Annotated in this window: 21 protein-coding genes; 15 read left to right on the top strand and 6 right to left on the bottom strand. The window is 35.4% G+C overall.

All coding sequences use genetic code 11. From position 1 onward, the window contains the following. Positions 1-37: 37 nt before the first annotated feature. The 8 genes from FS85_RS0108325 to FS85_RS0108285 all read left to right on the top strand — a co-directional run bounded on the left by FS85_RS0108325 (position 38) and on the right by FS85_RS0108285 (position 9,130). Positions 38-313, top strand: coding sequence for a co-chaperone GroES (locus FS85_RS0108325; protein ID WP_010135725.1), 276 nt, complete (start codon positions 38-40; stop codon positions 311-313). 115 nt (positions 314-428) lie between these two features. Continuing rightward, complete coding sequence (gene groL, locus FS85_RS0108315) at positions 429-2,063, top strand: chaperonin GroEL (RefSeq protein WP_010135724.1); 1,635 nt, start codon at positions 429-431, stop codon at positions 2,061-2,063. Between the two features lie 212 nt (positions 2,064-2,275). After that, complete coding sequence (locus tag FS85_RS0108310; protein ID WP_010135723.1) at positions 2,276-2,893, top strand: arsenate-mycothiol transferase ArsC; 618 nt, start codon at positions 2,276-2,278, stop codon at positions 2,891-2,893. A gap of 3 nt (positions 2,894-2,896) precedes the next feature. After that, entirely contained in the window at positions 2,897-3,943 is a 1,047-nt protein-coding gene (gene arsB, locus FS85_RS0108305; RefSeq protein ID WP_010135722.1) for an ACR3 family arsenite efflux transporter, read from the top strand. Positions 3,944-4,217: 274 nt separating this feature from the next. Next, entirely contained in the window at positions 4,218-5,048 is an 831-nt protein-coding gene (locus FS85_RS0108300) for a DUF4437 domain-containing protein (protein WP_010135721.1), read from the top strand. Positions 5,049-5,231: 183 nt separating this feature from the next. Continuing rightward, positions 5,232-5,741, top strand: a complete 510-nt coding sequence (locus FS85_RS0108295; RefSeq protein ID WP_029489348.1) for a DUF3124 domain-containing protein — start codon at positions 5,232-5,234, stop codon at positions 5,739-5,741. A 33-nt stretch (positions 5,742-5,774) separates the two neighbouring features. After that, positions 5,775-6,332, top strand: a complete 558-nt coding sequence (locus FS85_RS0108290; RefSeq protein ID WP_010135719.1) for a YbhB/YbcL family Raf kinase inhibitor-like protein — start codon at positions 5,775-5,777, stop codon at positions 6,330-6,332. A 212-nt stretch (positions 6,333-6,544) separates the two neighbouring features. Next, on the top strand, positions 6,545-9,130 hold the full coding sequence (locus tag FS85_RS0108285; RefSeq protein WP_010135718.1) for a right-handed parallel beta-helix repeat-containing protein: 2,586 nt from the start codon (positions 6,545-6,547) through the stop codon (positions 9,128-9,130). A gap of 12 nt (positions 9,131-9,142) precedes the next feature. Here the strand turns inward: FS85_RS0108285 and FS85_RS0108280 are convergent, their stop codons facing one another. The 3 genes from FS85_RS0108280 to FS85_RS0108270 all read right to left on the bottom strand — a co-directional run bounded on the left by FS85_RS0108280 (position 9,143) and on the right by FS85_RS0108270 (position 12,143). Next, entirely contained in the window at positions 9,143-9,976 is an 834-nt protein-coding gene (locus tag FS85_RS0108280) for a 3'(2'),5'-bisphosphate nucleotidase CysQ family protein (protein ID WP_010135717.1), read from the bottom strand. A 143-nt stretch (positions 9,977-10,119) separates the two neighbouring features. Beyond that, positions 10,120-11,067: a phosphoribosylaminoimidazolesuccinocarboxamide synthase gene (locus FS85_RS0108275; RefSeq protein ID WP_010135716.1), complete on the bottom strand. Its 948-nt coding sequence runs from the start codon at positions 11,065-11,067 to the stop codon at positions 10,120-10,122. Positions 11,068-11,192: 125 nt separating this feature from the next. Beyond that, positions 11,193-12,143, bottom strand: a complete 951-nt coding sequence (locus FS85_RS0108270) for a PhoH family protein (protein WP_010135715.1) — start codon at positions 12,141-12,143, stop codon at positions 11,193-11,195. Between the two features lie 107 nt (positions 12,144-12,250). Between FS85_RS0108270 and FS85_RS0108265 the strand changes: the two genes are divergently transcribed. The 7 genes from FS85_RS0108265 to FS85_RS0108235 all read left to right on the top strand — a co-directional run bounded on the left by FS85_RS0108265 (position 12,251) and on the right by FS85_RS0108235 (position 19,594). Further along, positions 12,251-13,087: an SAM hydrolase/SAM-dependent halogenase family protein gene (locus tag FS85_RS0108265; protein ID WP_010135714.1), complete on the top strand. Its 837-nt coding sequence runs from the start codon at positions 12,251-12,253 to the stop codon at positions 13,085-13,087. Beyond that, a complete protein-coding gene (locus FS85_RS0108260) occupies positions 13,088-13,813 on the top strand; it encodes an ABC transporter permease subunit (RefSeq protein ID WP_010135713.1) in 726 nt (241 codons plus the stop codon). After that, positions 13,800-15,434, top strand: coding sequence for a gliding motility-associated ABC transporter substrate-binding protein GldG (gldG, locus tag FS85_RS0108255; protein WP_010135712.1), 1,635 nt, complete (start codon positions 13,800-13,802; stop codon positions 15,432-15,434). The genes FS85_RS0108260 and gldG overlap by 14 nt, the downstream gene beginning before the upstream one ends. 113 nt (positions 15,435-15,547) lie before the next feature. Next, positions 15,548-16,663, top strand: a complete 1,116-nt coding sequence (dnaN, locus tag FS85_RS0108250; RefSeq protein ID WP_010135711.1) for a DNA polymerase III subunit beta — start codon at positions 15,548-15,550, stop codon at positions 16,661-16,663. 87 nt (positions 16,664-16,750) lie between these two features. Continuing rightward, the gene (locus FS85_RS0108245) at positions 16,751-17,353 is read left to right on the top strand and encodes an acyl carrier protein phosphodiesterase (protein ID WP_010135710.1); all 603 of its coding nucleotides are present in this window, start codon (positions 16,751-16,753) and stop codon (positions 17,351-17,353) included. Further along, positions 17,331-18,413: an AI-2E family transporter gene (locus FS85_RS0108240; RefSeq protein WP_010135709.1), complete on the top strand. Its 1,083-nt coding sequence runs from the start codon at positions 17,331-17,333 to the stop codon at positions 18,411-18,413. Before FS85_RS0108245 ends, FS85_RS0108240 begins: the two co-directional genes overlap by 23 nt. A gap of 2 nt (positions 18,414-18,415) precedes the next feature. After that, on the top strand, positions 18,416-19,594 hold the full coding sequence (locus FS85_RS0108235; RefSeq protein ID WP_010135708.1) for a class I SAM-dependent methyltransferase: 1,179 nt from the start codon (positions 18,416-18,418) through the stop codon (positions 19,592-19,594). A 66-nt stretch (positions 19,595-19,660) separates the two neighbouring features. Here the strand turns inward: FS85_RS0108235 and bioA are convergent, their stop codons facing one another. From bioA to FS85_RS0108220, 3 genes are read right to left on the bottom strand one after another with little or no spacing between them, the layout of a single operon-like run. Continuing rightward, positions 19,661-20,929, bottom strand: a complete 1,269-nt coding sequence (gene bioA / locus FS85_RS0108230; RefSeq protein WP_010135707.1) for an adenosylmethionine--8-amino-7-oxononanoate transaminase — start codon at positions 20,927-20,929, stop codon at positions 19,661-19,663. Beyond that, complete coding sequence (gene bioD / locus FS85_RS0108225) at positions 20,916-21,542, bottom strand: dethiobiotin synthase (protein ID WP_010135706.1); 627 nt, start codon at positions 21,540-21,542, stop codon at positions 20,916-20,918. The genes bioA and bioD overlap by 14 nt, the downstream gene beginning before the upstream one ends. A gap of 2 nt (positions 21,543-21,544) precedes the next feature. Beyond that, positions 21,545-22,687 (bottom strand): aminotransferase class I/II-fold pyridoxal phosphate-dependent enzyme, encoded by a 1,143-nt coding sequence (locus FS85_RS0108220; RefSeq protein ID WP_010135705.1) that lies wholly within the window; start codon positions 22,685-22,687, stop codon positions 21,545-21,547. Positions 22,688-22,706 lie beyond the last annotated feature (19 nt).

Raw genomic sequence — 22,706 nt, 5'->3', positions numbered from 1 at the left:
ACAGCGTAATTAATAAACCTATTTAAAAAATTATATTATGAGCATTAACATTAAACCATTAGCGGATCGCGTTTTGATTGAACCTTCTCCAGCTGAAACCACTACTGCATCAGGATTGATTATCCCTGATTCTGCCAAAGAAAAACCTTTAAAAGGAACTGTAGTTGCCGTAGGTAATGGAACTAATGACAACCCTATAACTGTAAAAGTAGGTGACCAAGTCTTGTACGGTAAATATGCAGGAACCGAATTGAATTACGAAGGAACCGATTATTTAATCATGAGAGAGAGTGACATCTTTGCGATTATTTAAACACCCCATCAGTTATGGGCTACTTGCCTATAACTTCAATTTATTAACAACAATTTTATAACCTAAACAAAAACGTTTGTAACTGATAGTTGCAAACCATAAAAAATAAAATATCATGGCAAAAGAAATCATTTTTGACATAGAAGCTCGTGACGGATTGAAACGAGGAGTAGACCAATTGGCAAATGCTGTAAAAGTAACCTTAGGACCTAAAGGACGTAATGTGGTAATTAGCAAAGCTTTTGGAGGACCACATATTACCAAAGATGGTGTTACTGTAGCTAAAGAAATAGAACTACCAGATGCTTTGGAAAATATGGGTGCACAAATGGTAAAAGAAGTAGCCTCTAAAACCAACGATTTGGCGGGTGACGGTACCACTACCGCTACCGTATTGGCACAAGCTATTGTAAACGAAGGGTTAAAAAACGTAGCTGCAGGTGCCAATCCGTTAGATTTGAAAAAAGGAATTGACAAAGCGGTAACTTCTATCGTAGCAGGTTTGGCAAATCAGTCTGAGGTGGTAGGTTCAGATTCTGATAAAATTCAGCAAGTAGCTGCAATATCTGCTAACAACGACAATACCATTGGTGATTTGATTGCTGAAGCTTTTGGAAAAGTTGGTAAAGAAGGTGTTATTACTGTAGAAGAAGCCAAAGGAACTGAAACCTATGTTGATGTTGTAGAAGGTATGCAATTTGACAGAGGATATTTATCTCCTTACTTTGTAACCAACTCAGAAAAAATGTTGGCCGAGTTAGAAAACCCTTACATTTTGTTATACGACAAAAAGATTTCTAACCTTAAAGAATTATTACCTATTTTAGAACCTATTTCTCAAAGTGGTAAACCGTTGTTAATTGTTGCCGAAGATGTTGATGGTGAAGCCTTGGCTACCTTGGTTATGAATAAACTACGTGGTGCTTTAAAAATTGCTGCTGTAAAAGCTCCTGGATTTGGAGACAGACGTAAAGCTATGTTAGAAGACATCGCTATTTTAACTGGAGGTTCTGTAATTTCTGAAGAAACAGGATTGACATTAGAAAACGCTACTGTAGACAACTTAGGAACTGCAGAAACGGTAACTATTGACAAAGATAATACAACCATCGTAAATGGTGCTGGTGCTGCCGATGCTATTGCTGCTAGAGTAAATCAAATTAAAGCACAAATAGAAACCACAACTTCTGACTACGACAAAGAAAAATTACAAGAACGTTTGGCTAAATTAGCTGGAGGTGTTGCCGTATTGTATGTAGGTGCTGCTTCTGAAGTAGAAATGAAAGAAAAGAAAGATCGTGTAGATGATGCTTTACATGCTACAAGAGCTGCTGTAGAAGAAGGAATTGTTGCAGGTGGTGGAGTTGCTTTGGTTAGAGCAAAAGTTGCTTTGGCCGAGTTAGAAGCTGAAAATGCCGATGAGAAAACAGGAATCGCTATTGTAAACAGAGCTATTGAAGAACCTTTAAGACAAATTGTAAACAATGCAGGAGGTGAAGGTTCTGTAGTTGTAGCTAAAGTGATTGAAGGAAAAGGAGACTATGGTTACAATGCTAAAAATGACGAATACGTAGAAATGTTTAAAGCGGGAATTATCGACCCAACTAAAGTAACACGTGTTGCCTTAGAAAATGCTGCCTCTGTAGCAGGAATGATTTTAACCACAGCTTGTACTCTAACTGATATCAAAGAGCCTGAAGTAGCTGGTGGAGGTCATGACCATCACGGAGGTATGCCAGGAATGATGTAATCTTTGTGTACACATAACAACAATTAAAGCTTCGAGAAACAAAAGTTCTCGAAGCTTTTTTATTTTACATTATTTTAACTTTTAAATTTTGTCAACTCACAATTCAATCGTAATATTGCAATAAACAAATAAGGATATAATTTTAGTTCCTTAGTTAGAAATTTTCATTCATTATATCGCAATATTACTATTAACAAATAAACCTATAACACATGTCTTTATTCTCAACAATAGAAAGCACTATTTCTTCTTTAGATTTCCAAACCATTGCTCCTGAAAGAAAAGAAGTTCTACAACCATTGATTGAATATGTACAACAGAAAGTCACCGCTAAACAACCTATAAGAATCAACTTTATTTGCACCCACAACTCTAGAAGAAGTCACTTATCTCAAGTTTGGGCACAAGCTATAGCCTACTACCACGGTATCCAAAATGTGACTTGTTATTCTGGTGGAACGGAAAGCACAGCCTTGTACCCTATGGTTGCTGAAACACTGAGTAAAGCAGGGTTTGAAATAGAAAAACTTAGCAATACAGACAATCCTGTTTACAGTATTAAATACAGTGCAAACACACACCCAATTATTGGTTTTTCTAAAAAACTAGATGCAGCTTTTAACCCTACGTCACAGTTTGCAGCTGTCATGACTTGCTCTCAAGCAGACGGTGGCTGCCCATTTATTGCGGGTGCAGAAGTTAGAGTTCCTATTACATTTGAAGACCCAAAAGCATTTGACAACACTTCGCAACAAGCAGTAAAATATGAAGAGCGAAGTTTACAAATCGCTACGGAACTAAAATATATTTTCTCTAACATTAACGCTTAAATTATGGCACAAAAGAAACTGAGTTTTTTAGATCGAAATTTAACCTTGTGGATTTTTGTAGCCATGGCTTTTGGAGTTGCCATAGGTTACGCATTTCCAAAAATTCCTACATTGGTTAGTAATATGAGTCATGGAGCTACCAACATCCCCATCGCTATCGGTTTGATTTTAATGATGTATCCTCCTTTGGCAAAAGTGAACTATGGTTTACTACCTAAAGTTTTTAAAAACACTAAGATTTTATCAATTTCATTAATCCTTAACTGGATTGTAGGCCCTGTATTGATGTTTGTTTTAGCCATCACCTTTTTACAAGACTACCCAGAATACATGGTAGGGTTAATTTTAATTGGTTTGGCTCGATGTATTGCCATGGTGTTGGTTTGGAACGATTTGGCTGAAGGAAGTAGCGAGTACGGAGCGGGATTGGTTGCATTGAATAGTATTTTCCAAGTATTTGCTTATAGTTTTTACGCTTGGATTTTTATCACCGTATTGCCACCTTATTTTGGTTTTGAAGGAGCTATTGTAGACATCTCGATTGCTACCATAGCAGAAAGTGTAGCTATTTATTTAGGAATACCGTTTGTATTAGGAATTTTGAGTAGACTTATTTTGGTAAAATGGAAAGGAGAAAAATGGTACAACCAAACCTACATCCCAACCATATCTCCTTTAACATTAATTGCTTTGCTATTTACCATTGTATTGATGTTCTCTTTAAAAGGAGAATTGATTGTAGAAATCCCTATGGATGTGCTAATTATTGCCTTGCCATTGCTTGTCTATTTTACCTTGATGTTTTTAATTGGATTTTTCTTTTCTAAAGCCATGGGAACTGAATACGATAAAACAGCTTCTGTAGCCTTTACAGCTGCTGGTAATAATTTTGAATTAGCAATTGCTGTAGCCATTGCTGTTTTTGGACTAAATTCTGGACAGGCATTTGCAGGAGTAATAGGGCCTTTGGTTGAAGTACCAGCCCTTATTCTACTGGTTAGAGTTTCCTTTTGGTTAAAGAAAAAATATTATCAACCTAAAAAAGTATAAACACTCAACATCCCTTCTATATTTCTCATTTCTAGTTAATGAAAATGTTTTAAAGTCAAACATCCCAAGATGTTGAAAACTACACTTTTTTAACAAGCAACCTTAGGGTTGCTTGTTTTTTTGTTGTTGGTAATAACCTAACCTTGTTAATTTAAGGGTCTAAACCCTTTTTTTACAACAACAAAACCTTATTTTTTACCTCATTAACCTTTTTCCATACTTAGTTTAACTTTTAAACTTATTTTATCTTTGTAAGAACAAAAAAACAAACACCATGAAAATTAACATCATTCAAATAAGTCTATGGAGCATATTTGCTTTTGCAAGTGCTACCTATGCACAAAAAAATCAATTAAAATCAGAACATCAAGTGGTACTTAGCTCAGAAGTTAACTGGACTCCGTTAAACCCAGCCAGAGGGGACAACAGCCCCAAAGCAGGAACTTTATGGGGAGATAGAGAAGGAACCCAAGCAACAGGATTTTTAGTTCAATTTAAAAAAGGATTTGCTTCCCCACCACACATTCACAATGTTACTTACAGAGGAATTGTTATTAAAGGATTGGTTCACAACGACGACCCTGATGCAGCTAACATGTGGATGCCTACTGGATCTTTTTGGACACAACCTGCGGGGGAATCTCATATCACCTCAGCAAAAGCAGATGAAAACATGGCTTATATAGAAATCAACCAAGGTCCTTATTTGGTAAAACCCACCTCTAAAGCTTTTGACAATGGAGAACGCCCTGTGAATGTAGATGCAAGCAATATGGTTTGGCTAGGTGCTAAAGAAACCAAATTGATTAAAACCCATAAAAATGCCAAAACTCCAAAAATTGCTTTTTTATGGGAAGACTCTCAAAACAAAGGACTACTAATTTCCATACCAAAAGGATTTAAGGGAAGTATTAAAGCAAAAAAAACGTTCCGAAGCGTTGTGATTCAAGGAGCTTTAGATTATCAAGATCAAACCACAAAAAATTTATTACCAGGTAGCTATTTTAGCTCTAAGGGAGTTTACGAACACTTTATTCAGAGTCCCAATACAACTACTTTACTATATGTAAGAACTCCAGAAAATATTAAAATTACAAGCCACTAATTATTTTCATCCCTATACTTTAACATTCGTTTAACACAAAAACACTTTGTGTTTAAACGAATGTTTTTTTTACACCGCCTTGTACAGAAAGTTGTCTCTATCAAAACAACTTGCAAGGCATTTTTTTATATTTGATTTAAAAACCTAGACAATCTTTCCGATTGCTTCTTATCCCATACTATTATGAAACGCTATCTTCTTTTTATGTTAACCTGTAACTTTTTCATCTCTTGCCAGCCTCCAAAAGAGAATAGTGCGTTAAACACCGTAAATTGGAACAAAAGAAAAGCTACTTTTACTAAAGATATTCCTTTAGAAAAAGGAACATCATACCTTTCTGTATACTCGCAAGTATACAGCCAAACCGAACACAGAACTCACAATTTAACCGTTACGGTAAGCCTTAGAAACCTAAACTCTCATGACACTGTTTACATAGACAAAGCTGCATATTTTGACACGCATGGTAAATCGATAAGAACTTATTTTGAACACCCTATTTACATTGCTCCTATGGAAACCGTTGAAATTGTTATTGATGAAAGTGATAAGCACGGAGGAACAGGTGGCAATTTTCTTTTTGATTGGAGAATTCATCCCGACAGCAACGAACCTTTATTTGAAGCGGTGATGATTTCTACCTCTGGCCAACAAGGGATTTCATTTATTACCAATGGAAAAAGAATTGAATAAATCTATAACAAACACACTAAAAACAACATGTATATGAAACAAACCACATTCGTAATTACGTTTTTGCTTGCTATTACATGCAGCACTTACGCACAAGAAACTTTTACCTTAAGTAGTCAGAATTTGGGAGGGCAAGCCACCATTAATGAAGAATTTGATGGATTTGGTTGTGTTGGAAAAAATACATCTCCTGAATTGACATGGAAAAACGCACCAGAAGGAACCAAAAGTTTTGCTGTTACCATGTACGATCCTGATGCTCCCACAGGAAGTGGTTGGTGGCATTGGCTAATTTTTGACATTGCTCCAGATATCAATCAACTGGTACCCGATGCAGGAAACATCCAATCAGGACTGGCTCCAAAGGGAGCTATACAAAGTATCACAGACTATGGTACTCAAGGATATGGAGGACCTTGCCCACCTGAAGGACACGGATTTCACCAATACATTATTACCGTATATGCTTTAGACATCCAAAGTTTAGGACTAAATGCCAACACCAATGCGGCCATCGTTGGTTTTAACTTAGGAAATCACACATTAGCAAAAGCCAGTTTGGTTGCTTATTACAAACGAGAAAAAAAATAATTTAACTATTTTCTACCTACAAGAGGCCTTTGAGCCTCTTTTTTTATACTCAAACACAACTTATCAACAAGCTGTTTACAACTTTAAATACCTTACAAAACCATCCCTTTTTACTTTACAAAACATATGATTTAGTAATTTGGAATATCGTCTCCCTCAAAACCAAATCGCTCTGCTAATTTTAAATCACCTAATTTGAGACCTTTGGTATTATGAAACAAAAATTACTTTTTTTACTCTTCACTTTTTCTATATTCTCTTTTGGTTTTGCCAAAACTATTTACCTGGCTACCAACGGGAACGACAACAATAATGGAAGTGTTACCTCTCCATATCGTACTTTTAACAAAGCCATAGCCGTGATGAATGCTGGTGATGTTTGTATTATTAAAGGTGGTGTATACGAACAAGAGTTTATTATTAATAAAAGTGGAACCCCCAATCAATACCTAACTTTTAGAGCTGCTGATGGAGAAGTCGTAGAAATTAAGGCTACCTCGTATGTCAATGGATGGCAAGTACACCAAAACAATATTTATAAAACATCCGTAAACATGGAAATTGAAAGCCGTTTTAGAGCCGTATATCATCATGGTGATTATATGGATTTAGCTCGATGGCCTAACAATACAGACAATAATCGTTGGACCATAGATTGCATCCCCGTTACTGGAGGAAATGGTGCTTACTTTACGGCAAACAATCTCCCAAATATTGACTGGACAGGAGGTTTGGTCTATTACCTAGGAGCTCATTCTGGTGCCAGTTGGACAAGACCCATTACCGCAAGCTCTACGACAAGAATTGATTTTGAGGAGGTAAATATTGAAAAATGGCCTTTTAGTACTCACAACCCAACTACTTGGAGAAACTATGCTGGTAATGAAAGAGGACAACTTTACCTTTTTAACAAACTAGAAGCTTTGGATTATGCCAGAGAATGGTATTATGATAGTGCTACCAACATCTTGTATTTTCAGCCTGCTGATGGTCTTATGCCTGCCAACAATTCCGTTTCTTATGCCACTAGAAAGTACGCTATAGAAATCAAAGGAGATTATGTTCAGCTTGATGGACTACATGTTTTTGGAGGTAGTATTAAAATAGACAATCGTGCTGATGACAATCAAATTCTAAACTGTACCATTGTTCACGGAAGTGAAGGACACGATGATTTAAGCAACACCTCTGCACAAGTAGGTGAAGCAGCTATTGAAGTTTTGGGCGACAGAACTCTAATTAAAGGCTGTACTATAGACCACAGTTCTGTGAGTGGTATTGTAATCTCTGGTTGGGCTGCTGACTTTTGTACCGTAGAAGGCAATACCATTAGAAATATAGATTATGTTGGCATCCATGCTTCTCCTATTCGTACAAGCGGTGACGGAATGAAGATTTTAAAAAACACCATCTATAACGCAGGAAGGGATGGAATGTATGTAGCTGGTACCGATTGTGAAGTAGCTTACAACGATGTCTCTCACTCTCAAATAATAAATAGCGATTCTGGCGTGTTTTACACAGTGGGTAACAGCAATCTTAAAAACAACGAAATTCATCACAATTGGTTTCACGATGCAACTGCTCCTTCTTATTCTCATCATCCTGACGATCCCGCCAAAGCAGCTGGAATCTATCTAGACAACAATAGCAAAGGATATCAAGTTCATCATAATGTAGTATGGAATGTATCTTGGACAGGATATCAAGTTAACTGGAACAATACCCATCTAAATTTTTATCACAATACCATTTGGAATGCACAAGGTGCTATGGATTCTTGGGTTAATGGATACACCCAACCCAACAATAAAATTTACAACAACTACGCTAATACAGGTAATTGGCATAAAGGAACAGGCACTAGCGAATTCGACATTCAGAATAGCCCTATTTTTTCTGACTCTCCTTTTGAAAATGCAGCTGAACAAAATTTTGTGCCTGCAGCAGGAAGTCCGTTGATTGATGCAGCTCCGCTTATTTCAGGTTTTGTTATTCCTTACAAAGGTGCTTTACCCGATATTGGAGCATACGAACGTGGAGGAACTAGGTGGACTGCAGGTGTTGATGCCATTGAAGATACAGGAGAAGGAGAAGCATGGACTGTTTTTGACACGCAATTTACCTTACAAACAAATTCTGAAAGCTGTCCTGACAGCAACAACGGAAGTATCTATATTAAAGCAGATATTGCTGGGGAATACGTTGCGGAAATTCAAGGAAACAGTTATAACTTTAGCAAAGAACTTACCCTAGAAAACTTAGCTCCTTCCACCTATGAGTTGTGTATTGCCTTACGCAGTGCTACAGAAGACAAACAGTGCTCCCAGCTTACAATACAAGAAAGCAATGCTATTAAAACAAACACACAATTAACGTCTGACATTTTTTCGGTAGCAATTCTTAGTGGAACTCCACCCTATAGAGTAATGATTAACGATCAACTAGTACTAGAAACCAATCATCCTAATTTTAACATTCCCGTACACCAAAACGATCAGGTTGTGATTCTTTCTAAAAAAGAATGCGAAGGAAGTTCTGAAACCCGTATTCCTTTTACCAAGGTTGTCATAGCTCGTCCTAACCCTACCCAGGGAATGCTTCATATTACTGTTAACACCACAAAAGACTTTGTTTTAACTACCTTACACAACAGCCAATCACAATTGGTGTACAAACAAAAAGTTGCGGTGGTACAACAACAAATGTCTTTGGATTTGAGTGAAATCCCTGCTGGAATTTATTTTCTAAAACTCGCAAACACAGGAACTGCACCACTTAAAATTATTAAAAAATAATACAAAAATTACCTACCAAACTTCGAAGCGAATTCCCTCGTTGTTCATGTAGGTATTTTCTTTTTTGTTTAAGTTGATTGGATTTCCAAAATAATCTGTCACTTTAATCCCAACTGCTTCTGCAATGCATGCACTAGCTGCAAAGTCCCAAGCACATCCTCCTCCTTGCTTGTCTCTATGCGGTTTGATGTATACAGCAGGAGCATTTTCTATAACACTCATAGCATTGATGACCGCTCCTTGATGATCGACTACTTTTAACGCTCCACCATATTTTTCTTTAGCTGTTCTTTCCAGAGATTCTATTAAAAAAGGATACGCTCCTGAAGAAACAAAACTTAGATCACTATAAAAAGTAAGTCCTTTATTTTTGTTGTAATTTATTTTAAACTCCTCTCCATTTCTGTAAGCTTTCTCCCCTTTTACAGCACAATACAACACATCGTGATACGGATCGTAAGCTACTCCTAAAACCGATATTCCAGATTGAGACACCAACCCAATAGACACCGAAAATCCATTTGTTTTTTTGGTAAACGGAAGTGTTCCATCAATAGGATCAACCGTAAAAAAATAGTCTTTCACCAAACGACTTCCATCATCAGGAGTTTCTTCTCCCAACCAACCCAAATCGTACTTTTGTATACTTTCTTGTAAGGCTTTAGCTATAATTTTTTGAGCATTGATATCTACTTCCGTAACAATATCTGAAGCTTTACTATTGGTTCCTTTACTGCCAATTTCATAATCTTCATTCAACTTACTTTGAATGTATTTTCCAGCATTTAAGGCAGCCTGTTGGGCTATTTCTTGTAGCTCTAGTAAATGCGATTTTTGCAGTTTCATGTTAAATATTTTAGGCTTAAAGTTCGATAATATCCTCGATTTGAAAAAAAAATCTACAGAATATAATGGTAATTTAATACGCTAACAACCTAAAAAACCTCAAACATTAGGCTTGAGGTTTTGATTTGATGGGGTTAAAAATATTAACTAGCTAAAAAAGCATTTACATTTTTTTCTATACGCTCTAATACATTTGATATGTCTGCTTTCACAAAATCCTCTCCTGTAATTTGCTCGTACAACTCAATGTATCTATTAGAGATTTCCTCTATTTTCTCTTCGGTTAGCTCAGGAATTTGTTGTCCTTCTTTCCCTTGAAAGTCATTTTCTATCAACCACTGACGTACAAACTCTTTAGACAATTGCTTTTGAGCTTCTCCCTTATCTTGTCTTTCTTGATAGCCTTCTGCATAGAAATAACGAGAAGAATCTGGTGTGTGAATTTCATCAATTACCACAATTTTACCCTCTGCAGTTTTTCCAAATTCATATTTGGTATCTACCAAAATCAACCCTCTTTCAGCAGCCAATTCTGTACCTCTTTTAAACAAAGCCAAAGTATAAGCTTCTAACTGTTCGTAATCTTCTTGAGAAACAACTCCTTTTGCTAAAATATCTTCACGAGAAATATCTTCATCATGATCTCCTAAATCTGCTTTTGTCGTTGGTGTAATAATTGGAGTTGGAAATTTGTCGTTCTCTTTCATCCCCTCAGGCATGGTTACTCCACACAAAATCCTTTCTCCACTTCTGTAGGTTCTCCACGCATGTCCAGTACAGTATCCACGCACTACCATTTCTACCTTAAAAGGTTCACAAGCATACCCAATGGTTACATTAGGATCTGGTGTTCCTAACACCCAATTTGGACAAATATCTTTGGTTGCTTCTAACATTTTAGCCGCAATCTGATTTAAAATCTGCCCTTTGTATGGAATTTGCTTCGGCATAATTACATCAAAAGCAGAAAGTCTGTCCGATGCAATCATTACTAACTTTTCTTCTACAGTATATACTTCGCGAACTTTTCCTTTGTAAACCGCTGTTTGGTTAGGAAAGTTAAAATTGGTATCGTTGATTGTGTTACTCATACTCTTAAATTAAGTTTTGCAAAAATAGGATTTTAGATGTAAGAATTTAGATATTAGAAGTTAGAATCTAAGTGTAAGAATTTATCCGAAACAATTCTAATATCTAACCTCTCATATCTAATATTCTAAATATCCGTCTCAATACTCTTATAAGCCGTTATAATTTCTTTTACCAAACGGTGACGAATTACATCTTTTCCATCTAAGAAAACCTGGGCAATTCCTTTTACATCTTTTAAAGCCAACAAAGCTTCTTTTAAACCTGAAACCTGCTTTCTTGGTAAGTCTATTTGTCCTGGATCACCCGTAATGATAAACTTGGCTCTTTTTCCCATACGAGTTAAAAACATCTTCATTTGCTGATGGGTGGTGTTTTGTGCTTCATCTAAAATTACAAAGGCATTGTCTAAAGTTCTACCACGCATAAAAGCCAAAGGGGCTATTTGTATAATTCCTTTTTCCATATGCGATGCCAAACGTTCGGCTGGAATCATATCACGCAAAGCATCGTACAAAGGTTGCATGTAAGGATCTAGCTTTTCTTTCATATCTCCTGGCAAAAAACCTAAATTCTCTCCAGACTCTACGGCGGGTCGTGTTAAAATAATTCGTTTTACTTCTTTTTCTTTTAAAGCTCTAACGGCCAAAGCAACAGCTGTATAGGTTTTTCCTGTACCAGCAGGCCCCACGGCAAACAACATATCGTTTTCTTCTATAGCTTTTACCATTTTTTGCTGATTGGCGGTTTGGGCTTTAATTTGATTGCCTCCTACACCGTGTACCAATATTTTGTCGTAGTTTTTGTCTTTTTGCAAATCGCTTTTAGAAGACAATAGCAGTTGTTCTATGCTACTTTCATCTAGCTTGTTGTACTTTAGCAAATAGTTAACAAGCATTTCAATTTTCTTTTCAAACTCATCCAACAACACAGCTTCTCCAAAGGCTTTGATTTGATTGCCCCTTACCACTAATTTTAATTTTGGATAATAGGATTTGATAAAATCGATGTTGGAATTGTTGGTTCCCAAAAAGTCTACGGGATTGATTTCGTCTAAGGTAATTAATCGTTCGTTCAAGCTCTATTCCTGTTTATAAATTGCCCATACAAAGTACATAATTATCATTTACATTTCTGTAAATTTGCCACAATTATTATCTCAAAAAAAAATAGCACCTTTAGTTTATGGCATTGATTACCTTAACGACTGATTTTGGAAAAAAAGATCACTATGTCTCTACTTTAAAAGGAGCTATCTATTCCTTGTTGCCTAACACTATTATTGTAGATATCTCTCATGAAATTTCTCCGTTTAATATTGCAGAAACAGCTTATATTTTAAAAAACGCTTATCAAAGTTTTCCTAAAGGGAGTATTCATATTGTAGGAGTTGATACAGAATTGACACCTACCAACAAACACATTGCATTGCTGTTAGACGGCCATTATTTTATTTGTCCAGACAACGGAATTACTTCTATGATTGCTTCCGAAATTCAACCCAGCAAAATTGTAGAAATCAACATTCACGATCGTATAGAAAATTGTCGTTCGGAATTGGATGTTTTTGTTCACGTAGCTTGTCATATTGCTCGCGGAGGAACTTTGGATGTGATTGGTAGACCTTTAGCAAACATCAAACACTTGGTAGAATTACAGCCCACTTTGTACGATTCTAAAATTGTAGGAAGTATTATTTATGTAGATAATTACGGAAATGCAATCTCTAATATTACCAAGGAATTGTTTCAAGAATATGGCAAAGGAAGACCTTTTAAAATTTCGGCAGGTAGGTATACCACCCATCAAATATTACAAAAGTATAGTGATATCATCGATTTTAATTCTGAAGCTTCTATTAGAAAAGCTCCTGGTAGCAGATTGATGTTATTCAATTCCAATAATTTTTTAGAAATTGCCATCTATAAAAGCAATCCTAAAACTGTAGGAGGAGCTTCTACACTACTAGGCTTAAATTACAGAGAACCTGTAACCATAGAATTTGAACAGACACCTAAGTAAATGAAACCTATTTTTTACAAAGAGCTACAATCCTTTTTTAGTCATCCCGTTGGCTACTTAATTCTAGGGACTTTTTTAACTCTAAACGCCTTATTGCTCTGGTTTTTTAAAGGATACAGCAACGTAATCTTAACTGGCTTTGCACACTTAAATGCGTTTTTTTCTAACAGTTCTTGGGTTTTCCTGTTTTTGATTCCCGCAATGACCATGAAAAGTTTTGCCGACGAGTACCAACAAGGAACCATTGAGTTGTTAAAAACACTACCTCTTAAAAGTTCTGAAATTATTTTGGGTAAATTTTTTGCCTATGCCTGTATTCTGTTCATTACCTTGTTGCTAAGTTGTGTTTTTGTATACAGCGTTTACCAGTTAGGAAACCCTGTAGGAAATATTGATTTGGGAAGTACATTTACTTCTTATTTTGGTCTATTATTACTGGCTTGTTTTTACATTGCTATTGGAATGTTTTGTTCTATTTTAACCCAAAACAACATCACCTCTTTTATTTTGGCAAGTCTCATCAATGCTATATTTTATTTTGGATTTACTGCTCTAGAAAACCTAAGCGAAGGCATTACTTCAGGATGGCATCTTTTGGGAGTTCCCTTTCATTTTGACAGTATGAGCCGCGGTGTAATTGCACTTAGCGATATCATGTATTTTATATCTCTTTCTTTCTTATTTCTTGGATTTACTCATTTAAAATTACAGGATGATCGCCTCTAAAAAAAATATAATTCTAGTTATTTTTGTCGTTGCTATCAACGTTGTATGTACTCAAGTTTCCATACGTTGGGATTTTACCAAAGACCAAAAATATTCCTTATCTACACCTACGCAACACTTACTAACCAATTTGTCTCAAGACGTTTTTATTCAGGTATTTTTAACGGATGATTTGCCTTTTGATTTTGAACGCTTGCGTAGAGAAACTTTGTATTTTTTAACAGAGCTACAAGCACAAAACAAGCATATTCACTTTGCATTTGTATCTCCCAAAGGAAAGGAGCAAGAACTAATTTCCAAAGGGCTATCCCCTAGCCGATTGACCGTTCAAGAAGACGGAACCGTTTCGGAACGCATCATTTTTCCTTGGGCTCTGATAAAAAGTGGTCAGAAAACAAAAAAAATCAATCTTTTAAAAAATTCTTTTTTTGAAGACGAAAGCCGTCAAATAGAAAACTCTGTTCAGAATTTAGAGTTTGCCTTTGCCAACGGAATACAACAAATTACCGCTGTAAAAAAACAAAAGATTGCAGTACTTAAAGGAAATGGCCAACTGAACGATTTGTACCAATACGATTGGCTAAAAAGTCTGGGAGAAAATTATTTTCTAGCTCCGTTTACTTTAGACTCTGTAGCTAAGAATCCTAAACAAACACTGGCACAACTAAAAGACTTTGATTTAACAATTATTAGCAAGCCTACAGAAGCGTTTAGCGAACAAGAAAAATACGTTTTAGATCAGTATACAGTACACGGAGGAGCAACACTGTGGTTGTTAGATTTGGTGCACACCCCCAAAGATAGTTTGATGCAGCATGGAAAATTACTGGCTTATCAGAGAAATTTAAATCTAACCGATTATTTGTTTAATTACGGAGTGCGCATACAAAAACATTTGATAAGAGATTTGTATGCCGCTAAAATTCCATTAGCCACAGGAAAAATTGGCAACAACACTCAATACGATGAGTTTTTATGGGATTATTATCCTGTGATTAAAAGCAACCAGCAACATGTTATCAATCAAAACATAGGAGAAGTTAGGCTAGAATTTGCCAATAGTTTAGACACTCTTAATCCCCGTATTCGCAAAACAGTTTTGCTACAAAGTTCTGCTTTAAGCAAAACCCAAGCTGTACCAACATATGTTTCTTTGGCTAGTATTACCGAAACTGGAGATGTAGCTTCATACCAACAAGGATCTAAAATAATAGGTGTGTTGTTAGAAGGAGATTTTACTTCTGCTTATCAAAACCGTGTAAAACCCTTTGCAACCAAACATTTAGATAAAGGAAGCAACAATAAAATGGTGGTTATTGCCGATGGAGACCTTAGCAGTAATCAAATTAGCAAAGGAAAACCCTTAGAACTAGGCTTAGACAAATGGACTCAATCGTATTTTGCCAACAAAGAATTTTTAACCAATACGGTTAACTATTTGTTGAATGATTCTGGACTCATTCAACTTAGAGCCAAAAAAATCACACTAGATTTTATTAACAAACCTAAAGCATATCAAGAAAAGATATACTGGCAATGGCTAAACTTGGGATTGCCACTATTGCTATTATCCCTAGTAGGATTGCTTAATTTTTTGAGGAGAAAAAAGAATTATTCTTAAAGGTTATTAACAGTCTCTTTAATTATGTTTAAAACATTTCTTTGATAGCATACGATTTCATTCTATATTAGCTTTTCATACAACTTATCATTATTACTTAACAGTAACAACTTATGAAATTTATAGTATCTAGCTCGCAATTGTTGAAACAATTACAAGTTTTAAGTGGTGTAATTAGCACCAGCAACACCTTGCCTATTTTAGATAATTTTTTATTTGAGCTAAACCAAGGAGAATTGACCATTTCGGCATCTGATTTGGAAACCACCATGTCTACCTTAATAGAAGTACAATCCGAAGATGAAGGTGCAATTGCTGTTCCTTCTAAAATTTTGTTAGATACTTTAAAAACGCTTCCTAACCAGCCTTTAACTTTTAAGATTCAGGAAAACGAGGTAGAAATGACATCGGAACAAGGAAACTACGGAATGCCTTATTTTGACGGAAGTGAATTTCCTAAAGCTATTGAACTAGAAAAACCAAGTACTACTTTGGTACCTGCCAATATTTTAGCCAACGCAATTTCTAAAACTATTTTTGCTGCAGGTAATGATGAATTAAGACCTGTAATGAGCGGTGTGTTTTTTCAGTTTGGTACCGAAGACTTAACTTTTGTAGCTACCGATGCTCACAAATTGGTAAAATATACCCGAACAGATGTAAAGGCAGCCACTGCAGCAGAGTTTATTATGCCTAAAAAACCTTTGAATATTTTAAAGGGAATTTTGGCTTCTTCAGATGCTGAAGTAAGCATATCTTACAACGATGCCAATGCCAAATTTACTTTTGATAACGTTTCGTTAATCTGTAGGTTAATTGATGGAAAATATCCAAACTACAACGCTGTAATTCCAAAAGAAAACCCTAATGTTCTTTCTATTTCTAGAAACTCTTTTTTAAACTCTACCAAGCGTGTTTCTATTTTCTCTAGCAAAACTACGCATCAAATTCGTTTAAAAATGGCTGGAACAGAACTACATATTTCTGCTGAAGACTTAGACTTTTCTAACAAAGCCAACGAGCGTTTGTTATGTGATTATAACGGAGATGATTTAGAAATAGGGTTCAACTCTCGTTTTTTAACCGAAATGTTAAACAACCTTTCTTCCGAAAATGTACAACTAGAAATGTCTTTGCCCAACAGAGCTGGAATTTTAACTCCTGCTGATGGTACCGAAGAAGGCGAATTGATTACCATGTTGGTAATGCCTGTTATGCTAAGTAACTAACTCAACTAACTATATTCTTAAAAAAGCGTTTTGCACATCCTGTAAAACGCTTTTTTTGTTTACCTTCATCTACCTTAATCTAATAAAATGAATTTTTTAGCACATCTTTTTCTATCCCAAAACCACAAAGAAATTATTATTGGGAATTTTATTGCAGATACGCTAAAAGGAAACAAATACCAGCATTATACAAAAGACATACAGTTTGGAATTATGATGCACAGAGCTATTGATCATTTTACGGACACGCACCCTATTTTTAGACAAAGCAAACGCAGATTAGACCCAAAATACCGATTGTACAAAGGAGTTATTATTGATTTAATATACGATCATTTTTTAGCTAAAAACTGGCAGCAATACTCCAATATTCCGCTATTAAACTACAGTCAAGGACTGTATCAATTGTTTTTTGACAACTACAGCATTCTTCCCGAAAGAGCACAAAACTTACTTCCTTACATGTCTTCGCAAAACTGGTTGTATAAGTACAGAACCCTTGAGGGAATTGGCGAAATTATGCACGACATGAATATCCGAACCAAAGGATTGTCTAAAATGAACGAAGCTATTGAAGATTTGAAAGAGAATTATGCTATTTTTGAAAAAGATTTCATTCTTTTTTTTGATGAAATTCAGTCTTACTGCCATCAATATTTAGAAAGCTATGACCGCAAAAACACTCAGTAACGGACTGTTAAGAACCCTAAGTATCCTAGCTGGGATTGTTGCTCTTATCTGGTTCTTTATACAAATACAAACCATTCTTGTTTACATCCTAATTTCTGCGGTGCTGACCTTGATTTCTAGACCCATGCTTAAGTTTTTAAATCAAAAGTTAAAAATCAAAAACAACTTATCTGCAGTAATTTCTATGGGAGTGTATATTTTTATCATTGCCATTATTATCAATGCATTTGCTCCGTTAATTAGCAAACAGAGTGAAAATATAGCCTTGCTAAACTCTGAAGCGTTTAAACTAAAAATGGAACATTTAAGTAACGAAATCAATTCTTATTTACTTACTCGCAATATTGACATTTTAGAAAAAACCAAAACCTTTGATGTAATGCCTAGCCTAAAGAATATTCCTAACATTCTTAACCTTATCTTGGCAAGTATTGGTTCGTTTAGCATGGGCTTGTTTTCGGTTTTGTTTATTACCTTTTTCTTTATGTCAGATTCCAGAATTTTATCTAGAGGAACTTTTGCCTTTATTCCTAAGCAACATATTATACACGCAGCTAGATCGCTAGAAATAATCAAAGACTTATTATCTCGTTACTTTATTGGTTTGGTTCTTCAAATTTCTGTCCTCTTTATCATCTACACATTGGTATTAAGTATTTTTGATATTGAAAATGCTTTGATTATTGCTTTTTTATGTGCTTTGTTTAATTTAATTCCGTACATAGGACCTTTAATCGGAGGAATTATTATGTTTGTTTTGGCAACCACCAACAACTTAGATTTAGACTTTCAGACCCAAATTCTTCCCAACACCTTGTACATTATGTCTGGCTACTTATTTGCTCAGTTGTTAGACAATTTTGTTAGTCAGCCGTTAATCTTTTCAAAAAGTGTTAAATCTCATCCACTAGAAATCTTTTTAGTGATTATGATTTTTGGAAGTCTTTTTGGTGTGATCGGAATGGTGGTATCTATTCCATGTTACACCGCTATTAAAGTAATTGCCAAAGAATTTTTTTACAAGTACAAAGCCGTAAAACTACTAACTCAAGATTTGTAACATTGAACACCAACCTTTTAAAAAATCATATTCAGCAGTACATTCTGCAACATCTAAAAACAGACATTACACAATTGGTTTTTAAAGGAAGTCCTTTTGTTGATGTAGACATGCATGAACTGTTACAGCAATTGGAATCGAAAAGAAAGTGTGAAAAAAAACTACCGTTATGGTTTCGAACGGATGGAATTTATTACCCCAACAAACTGAATATAGAACAAACTTCATCCGAAACTACCGCATCTTTTAAAAGTGAAATGATTGAAGGGGGAAACCGCATTATTGATATTACTGGAGGTTTTGGAGTAGACTGTCATGCATTTTCGTCTGTGTTTGCACAAGTAATTCATTGCGAATTGAACTCCGAACTTTCTGAAATGGTGCAACACAACAATCAAGTCTTAGGGATCAAAAACATACAATGTATTCAAGGAGACGGAGTACAATACGTAATAGACAACAACCAGCACTACGATTGGATTTACATAGACCCTTCTAGGAGAAATGATGCCAAAGGAAAAGTATTTTTACTAAAAGACTGTCTTCCTAATGTTCCTATGCACTTGGATTCTTTATTAGAAAAAACAAATCAAATACTTATTAAAAACTCTCCCTTAATAGACATCAGTAGTTGTATAAACGAATTGAAGTTTGTTAAAAAAATCCACGTAGTTGCTTTGCATAATGAAGTTAAGGAGGTTTTGGTTTGTATTGAAAAGAACTACGAAGGCAAAATTGACATCTTGGCAACCAATCTAGACAAAGAATCCAATACGTTTCGTTTTACTTATCAACAAGAGTATCCCTACGAACTCTCTAAGCCATTAACCTACTTGTACGAACCCAATAGTGCTATTTTAAAATCTGGTGGATTTGCAGCAGTTTGTGATTCTTACAACGTTTGTAAACTTCATCAACATTCACATCTATACACCTCCAATACGTTAGTGCCATTTGCGGGTAGACGTTTTAAAATTCTTCATAATCTTCCTTATCATAAAAAACAACTCTTAAAACTACTCCCCGAAAAAAAGGCAAACATCACTACGCGAAACTTTAAAGAATCTGTGGCTACCATTCGTAAAAAAACAGGAATTAAAGAAGGAGGAAATATATATTTGTTTTTTACAACAAATTTAGAAAACGAACAAGTCGTTTTGGTTTGCGAAAAAATCATATAATTCATTTTCAACTCCGTTAAAACTTGAATCTTAAACCAAACAATCGTAAAGCAAAGTCGAATACATTTAACTTATAAGATGAATGTATTCCTTTATCTCATCATAAATAAACGCTAGCTCTTTTTGTTTTATAACGTAAGGAGGAACCACGTACAAGGTATTCCCCAAAGGTCTTAAAAAAATACCCTTACTCATAAAATGATTAAAGATGGCGTTTCGATCTTTTCCGTAACGGTCAATAGCTACATCCAAATCAATGGCTAGAATTACTCCAAGAGTTCTTGCCTTTTTTACCTTAGTATATGGTTTGATGCTTTTTAAAAAAGCTTGATGTCCTTTTTGTATTCTCTTAATTCCAGTTTGAATTTCTTCGGATTTTAATAAATCAACACTTGCGATTACTGCTGCACAAGCAATAGGATTGGCAGAATAAGTATGGCCATGAAAAAAACCTTTGGCTATTTCATTGGCATAAAAAGCATCGTATATTTTCTGAGTACAAGTAGTAAGTCCCATAGGAATCATCCCCCCTGTTAATGCTTTTGACAAACACATGATATCTGGTTTGTTTTCTAACTGATCAGAAGCGAAGTAAGTTCCTGTTTTTCCAAAGCCTGTCATTACCTCATCTGCAATACAAACCGTATCGTATTTTTGAGCCAAAGCAATCAAAGCATCCAAGTGTTTTGCTTGATGCATATGCATGCAATTTGCCCCTTGTACCAAAGGCTCGAACACAAAACAAGCTACTTGATTGGTGGCAAGCAACTTTTTAAAATCGGCTAGAACTTGATGACAGTTTTCATCGGTGGGTACTGCAATTCTATCTACACTTAATACAACATCAGAAAAAGGACCATTGTACACGTCTAAACCAGAAACAGACATGGCACCAAACGTATCTCCATGAAAGGCATTTTTAAAAGCAACAATTTTTAATTTCTTTTTTCCCTGATTGAAATGGTATTGCAAACTCATTTTTAAAGCAATATCTACTGTTGTAGATCCATTATCAGAAAAGAATATTTTTTGTTGATTGTCTGGCAAAATTTCCATCAATTTCTCCGACATATTTACTGCCGCTGGATGTGTAAATCCCGCAAAAACAATCTGATCTAAAGTTTGTACTTGTGCTGTTACTTTTTGTACCATATATGGATGACAATGGCCGTATACAGCTGTATACCACGAAGAGATAGCATCTATATATTTTTTTCCTTCCTCATCTTGCAAATACACTCCGTTTGCTTTTACAATACCTAAGTGCTCGGGTGTCATTTTGTGCTGAGTAAGCGGATGCCATAAGTGTTTTTGATCTCTTTTAGTTAAGCTCATCTTCTAAATTACTTTTAAACAAAGTCGCATATTTTTTAACCACTTGTTTGTTAATTTCTGCCTCTTGATTTATACGTCCGATAACAGGAACATTCGTCATTTTAGCCACAATACTTTCTGTAGTTGGATGCTCATCACCACTATAAATCAATGCTGTTTTTACCCCTTTTTGTTTTAGCAATTCCAAGGTCATTAAGGTGTGATTGATACTTCCCAAATAATGTTTAGATACTACCACTACCAAAGCATCTTGTGGAATGATGTCTGCAATGGTTTGAGTATTGTTGATTGGCACCAACAAACCACCTGCTCCTTCAATCACTAATGTTTGGTTCGTTTCTGGAGCAGTTATTTTATTTACTTGAATTGTCACCTGATCTATTTCTGCTGCTGCATGCGGGCTCATTGGAGTTTTTAACGCATATGTGTTGGGAAAAAATTTGGAACTTGAATTGCTAATCAGAGCCTGAACTCGATCTTTGTCTCCATACGATACATCTCCTGCCTGAATCGGTTTCCAGTAATCAGCTTCTAAGGCTTCTACTACGATAGCAGCAGCTAAAGTTTTACCTACATCTGTAGAAATCCCAGTAATAAATATATTTTTTTTCATGTTTAAGCCTTTATGTTTTTTGCAATCAACTCTGTAAGCAATTTAATCTCATCCAAAGTATTAAACGCATGCAAACAAATACGCAAGCGTTCTTTTCCTTTAGGCACTGTAGGAGACAAAATTGGTTTGATATTGATGCCTTTCTTTTGTATTTTTTGAGCTAAATGTTTTACTGCTTCATTTCCAGAAACAATACAACAATGTATGGCACTGTTGCTAGGAATAAATTTATTTACCATTTGTAAGCCCTCTAGTTGTTGTTGGAAATAAGTAATCTTACTTTGTAATTGGTCAATTGCGATTCCTTTTTTTAATTCTAAATACGCAGCTTTGATAGTTGCTACCTCATGTACAGGCAAAGCAGTAGTATAAATAAAAGATCGAGAAAAATTAATTAAATAATCTCTCAGTTGCTCTGAACCTAACACTATAGCTCCATGACAACCCAACGCTTTTCCAAAGGTATGAATACGGGCAAACACTTGTGTTTCTATACCTAATTCGGACACACAGCCTTTTCCTGCATTACCAAACACTCCACCAGAATGTGCCTCATCTACGATAAGATGAGCCCTGTACTTGCTACAAAGTTCAGCTATATCTTTTACAGGAGCGGTGTCTCCATCCATAGAATATACTGTCTCTATGGCCACATATATTTCAGTTGCTGTCTCTTTAAAACGTTGCAACTTCTGTTCTAAATCAGCTTTGTTGTTATGTTTAAATTTGTAAGTGTGGGCATTGCTCAATCGAATTCCGTCTCTTACCGATGCATGAATTAGTTCGTCATACAACAAGATCTCATTTTTTTGCAAAATGGACGAAAACAAACCTACATTAGCATCATATCCTGAATTGTATAAAAGCCCTGTTGTAGCTCCATGATACGCTGCCACCAACTGTTCTACCTCTAGATGTATAGCATGTGTACCCGAAATTAAACGTGAACCCGTGCTACCATTAGAACAACCTTGTTCTTTTGTAAAAATATCTACCTGTTTTTTGATTTCTAAAGACTGGGCAAAACCTAAATAATCATTCGAATAAAAATCAATAAGATGCTGTTGGGGTTGAACAGTTCTGAACGAATTATCTTGAATTCGCTTGGCTAATTTTTGCTGTAGTGATGTAGGTAACTTATACATATAGCCTACAAAAATAAAA

This window comes from Ochrovirga pacifica (assembly GCF_000220525.1).
Lineage (GTDB): Bacteria > Bacteroidota > Bacteroidia > Flavobacteriales > Flavobacteriaceae > Ochrovirga > Ochrovirga pacifica.
This window is presented reverse-complemented; position numbering and strand designations above follow the sequence as displayed.

Bases quoted from the DNA above. Each gene is read 5' to 3' on its own strand.
- gldG (WP_010135712.1), top strand. From the start codon at position 13,800: ATGATCGCCTCTAAAAAAAATATAATTCTAGTTATTTTTGTCGTTGCT.
- FS85_RS0108300 (WP_010135721.1), top strand. From the start codon at position 4,218: ATGAAAATTAACATCATTCAAATAAGTCTATGGAGCATATTTGCTTTT.
- FS85_RS0108275 (WP_010135716.1), bottom strand. From the start codon at position 11,067: ATGAGTAACACAATCAACGATACCAATTTTAACTTTCCTAACCAAACA.
- FS85_RS0108280 (WP_010135717.1), bottom strand. From the start codon at position 9,976: ATGAAACTGCAAAAATCGCATTTACTAGAGCTACAAGAAATAGCCCAA.
- FS85_RS0108295 (WP_029489348.1), top strand. From the start codon at position 5,232: ATGAAACGCTATCTTCTTTTTATGTTAACCTGTAACTTTTTCATCTCT.
- FS85_RS0108310 (WP_010135723.1), top strand. From the start codon at position 2,276: ATGTCTTTATTCTCAACAATAGAAAGCACTATTTCTTCTTTAGATTTC.
- FS85_RS0108285 (WP_010135718.1), top strand. From the start codon at position 6,545: ATGAAACAAAAATTACTTTTTTTACTCTTCACTTTTTCTATATTCTCT.
- FS85_RS0108290 (WP_010135719.1), top strand. From the start codon at position 5,775: ATGAAACAAACCACATTCGTAATTACGTTTTTGCTTGCTATTACATGC.
- arsB (WP_010135722.1), top strand. From the start codon at position 2,897: ATGGCACAAAAGAAACTGAGTTTTTTAGATCGAAATTTAACCTTGTGG.
- FS85_RS0108220 (WP_010135705.1), bottom strand. From the start codon at position 22,687: ATGTATAAGTTACCTACATCACTACAGCAAAAATTAGCCAAGCGAATT.
- bioD (WP_010135706.1), bottom strand. From the start codon at position 21,542: ATGAAAAAAAATATATTTATTACTGGGATTTCTACAGATGTAGGTAAA.
- FS85_RS0108240 (WP_010135709.1), top strand. From the start codon at position 17,331: ATGACCGCAAAAACACTCAGTAACGGACTGTTAAGAACCCTAAGTATC.
- FS85_RS0108265 (WP_010135714.1), top strand. From the start codon at position 12,251: ATGGCATTGATTACCTTAACGACTGATTTTGGAAAAAAAGATCACTAT.
- FS85_RS0108325 (WP_010135725.1), top strand. From the start codon at position 38: ATGAGCATTAACATTAAACCATTAGCGGATCGCGTTTTGATTGAACCT.
- FS85_RS0108260 (WP_010135713.1), top strand. From the start codon at position 13,088: ATGAAACCTATTTTTTACAAAGAGCTACAATCCTTTTTTAGTCATCCC.
- FS85_RS0108245 (WP_010135710.1), top strand. From the start codon at position 16,751: ATGAATTTTTTAGCACATCTTTTTCTATCCCAAAACCACAAAGAAATT.
- groL (WP_010135724.1), top strand. From the start codon at position 429: ATGGCAAAAGAAATCATTTTTGACATAGAAGCTCGTGACGGATTGAAA.
- bioA (WP_010135707.1), bottom strand. From the start codon at position 20,929: ATGAGCTTAACTAAAAGAGATCAAAAACACTTATGGCATCCGCTTACT.
- dnaN (WP_010135711.1), top strand. From the start codon at position 15,548: ATGAAATTTATAGTATCTAGCTCGCAATTGTTGAAACAATTACAAGTT.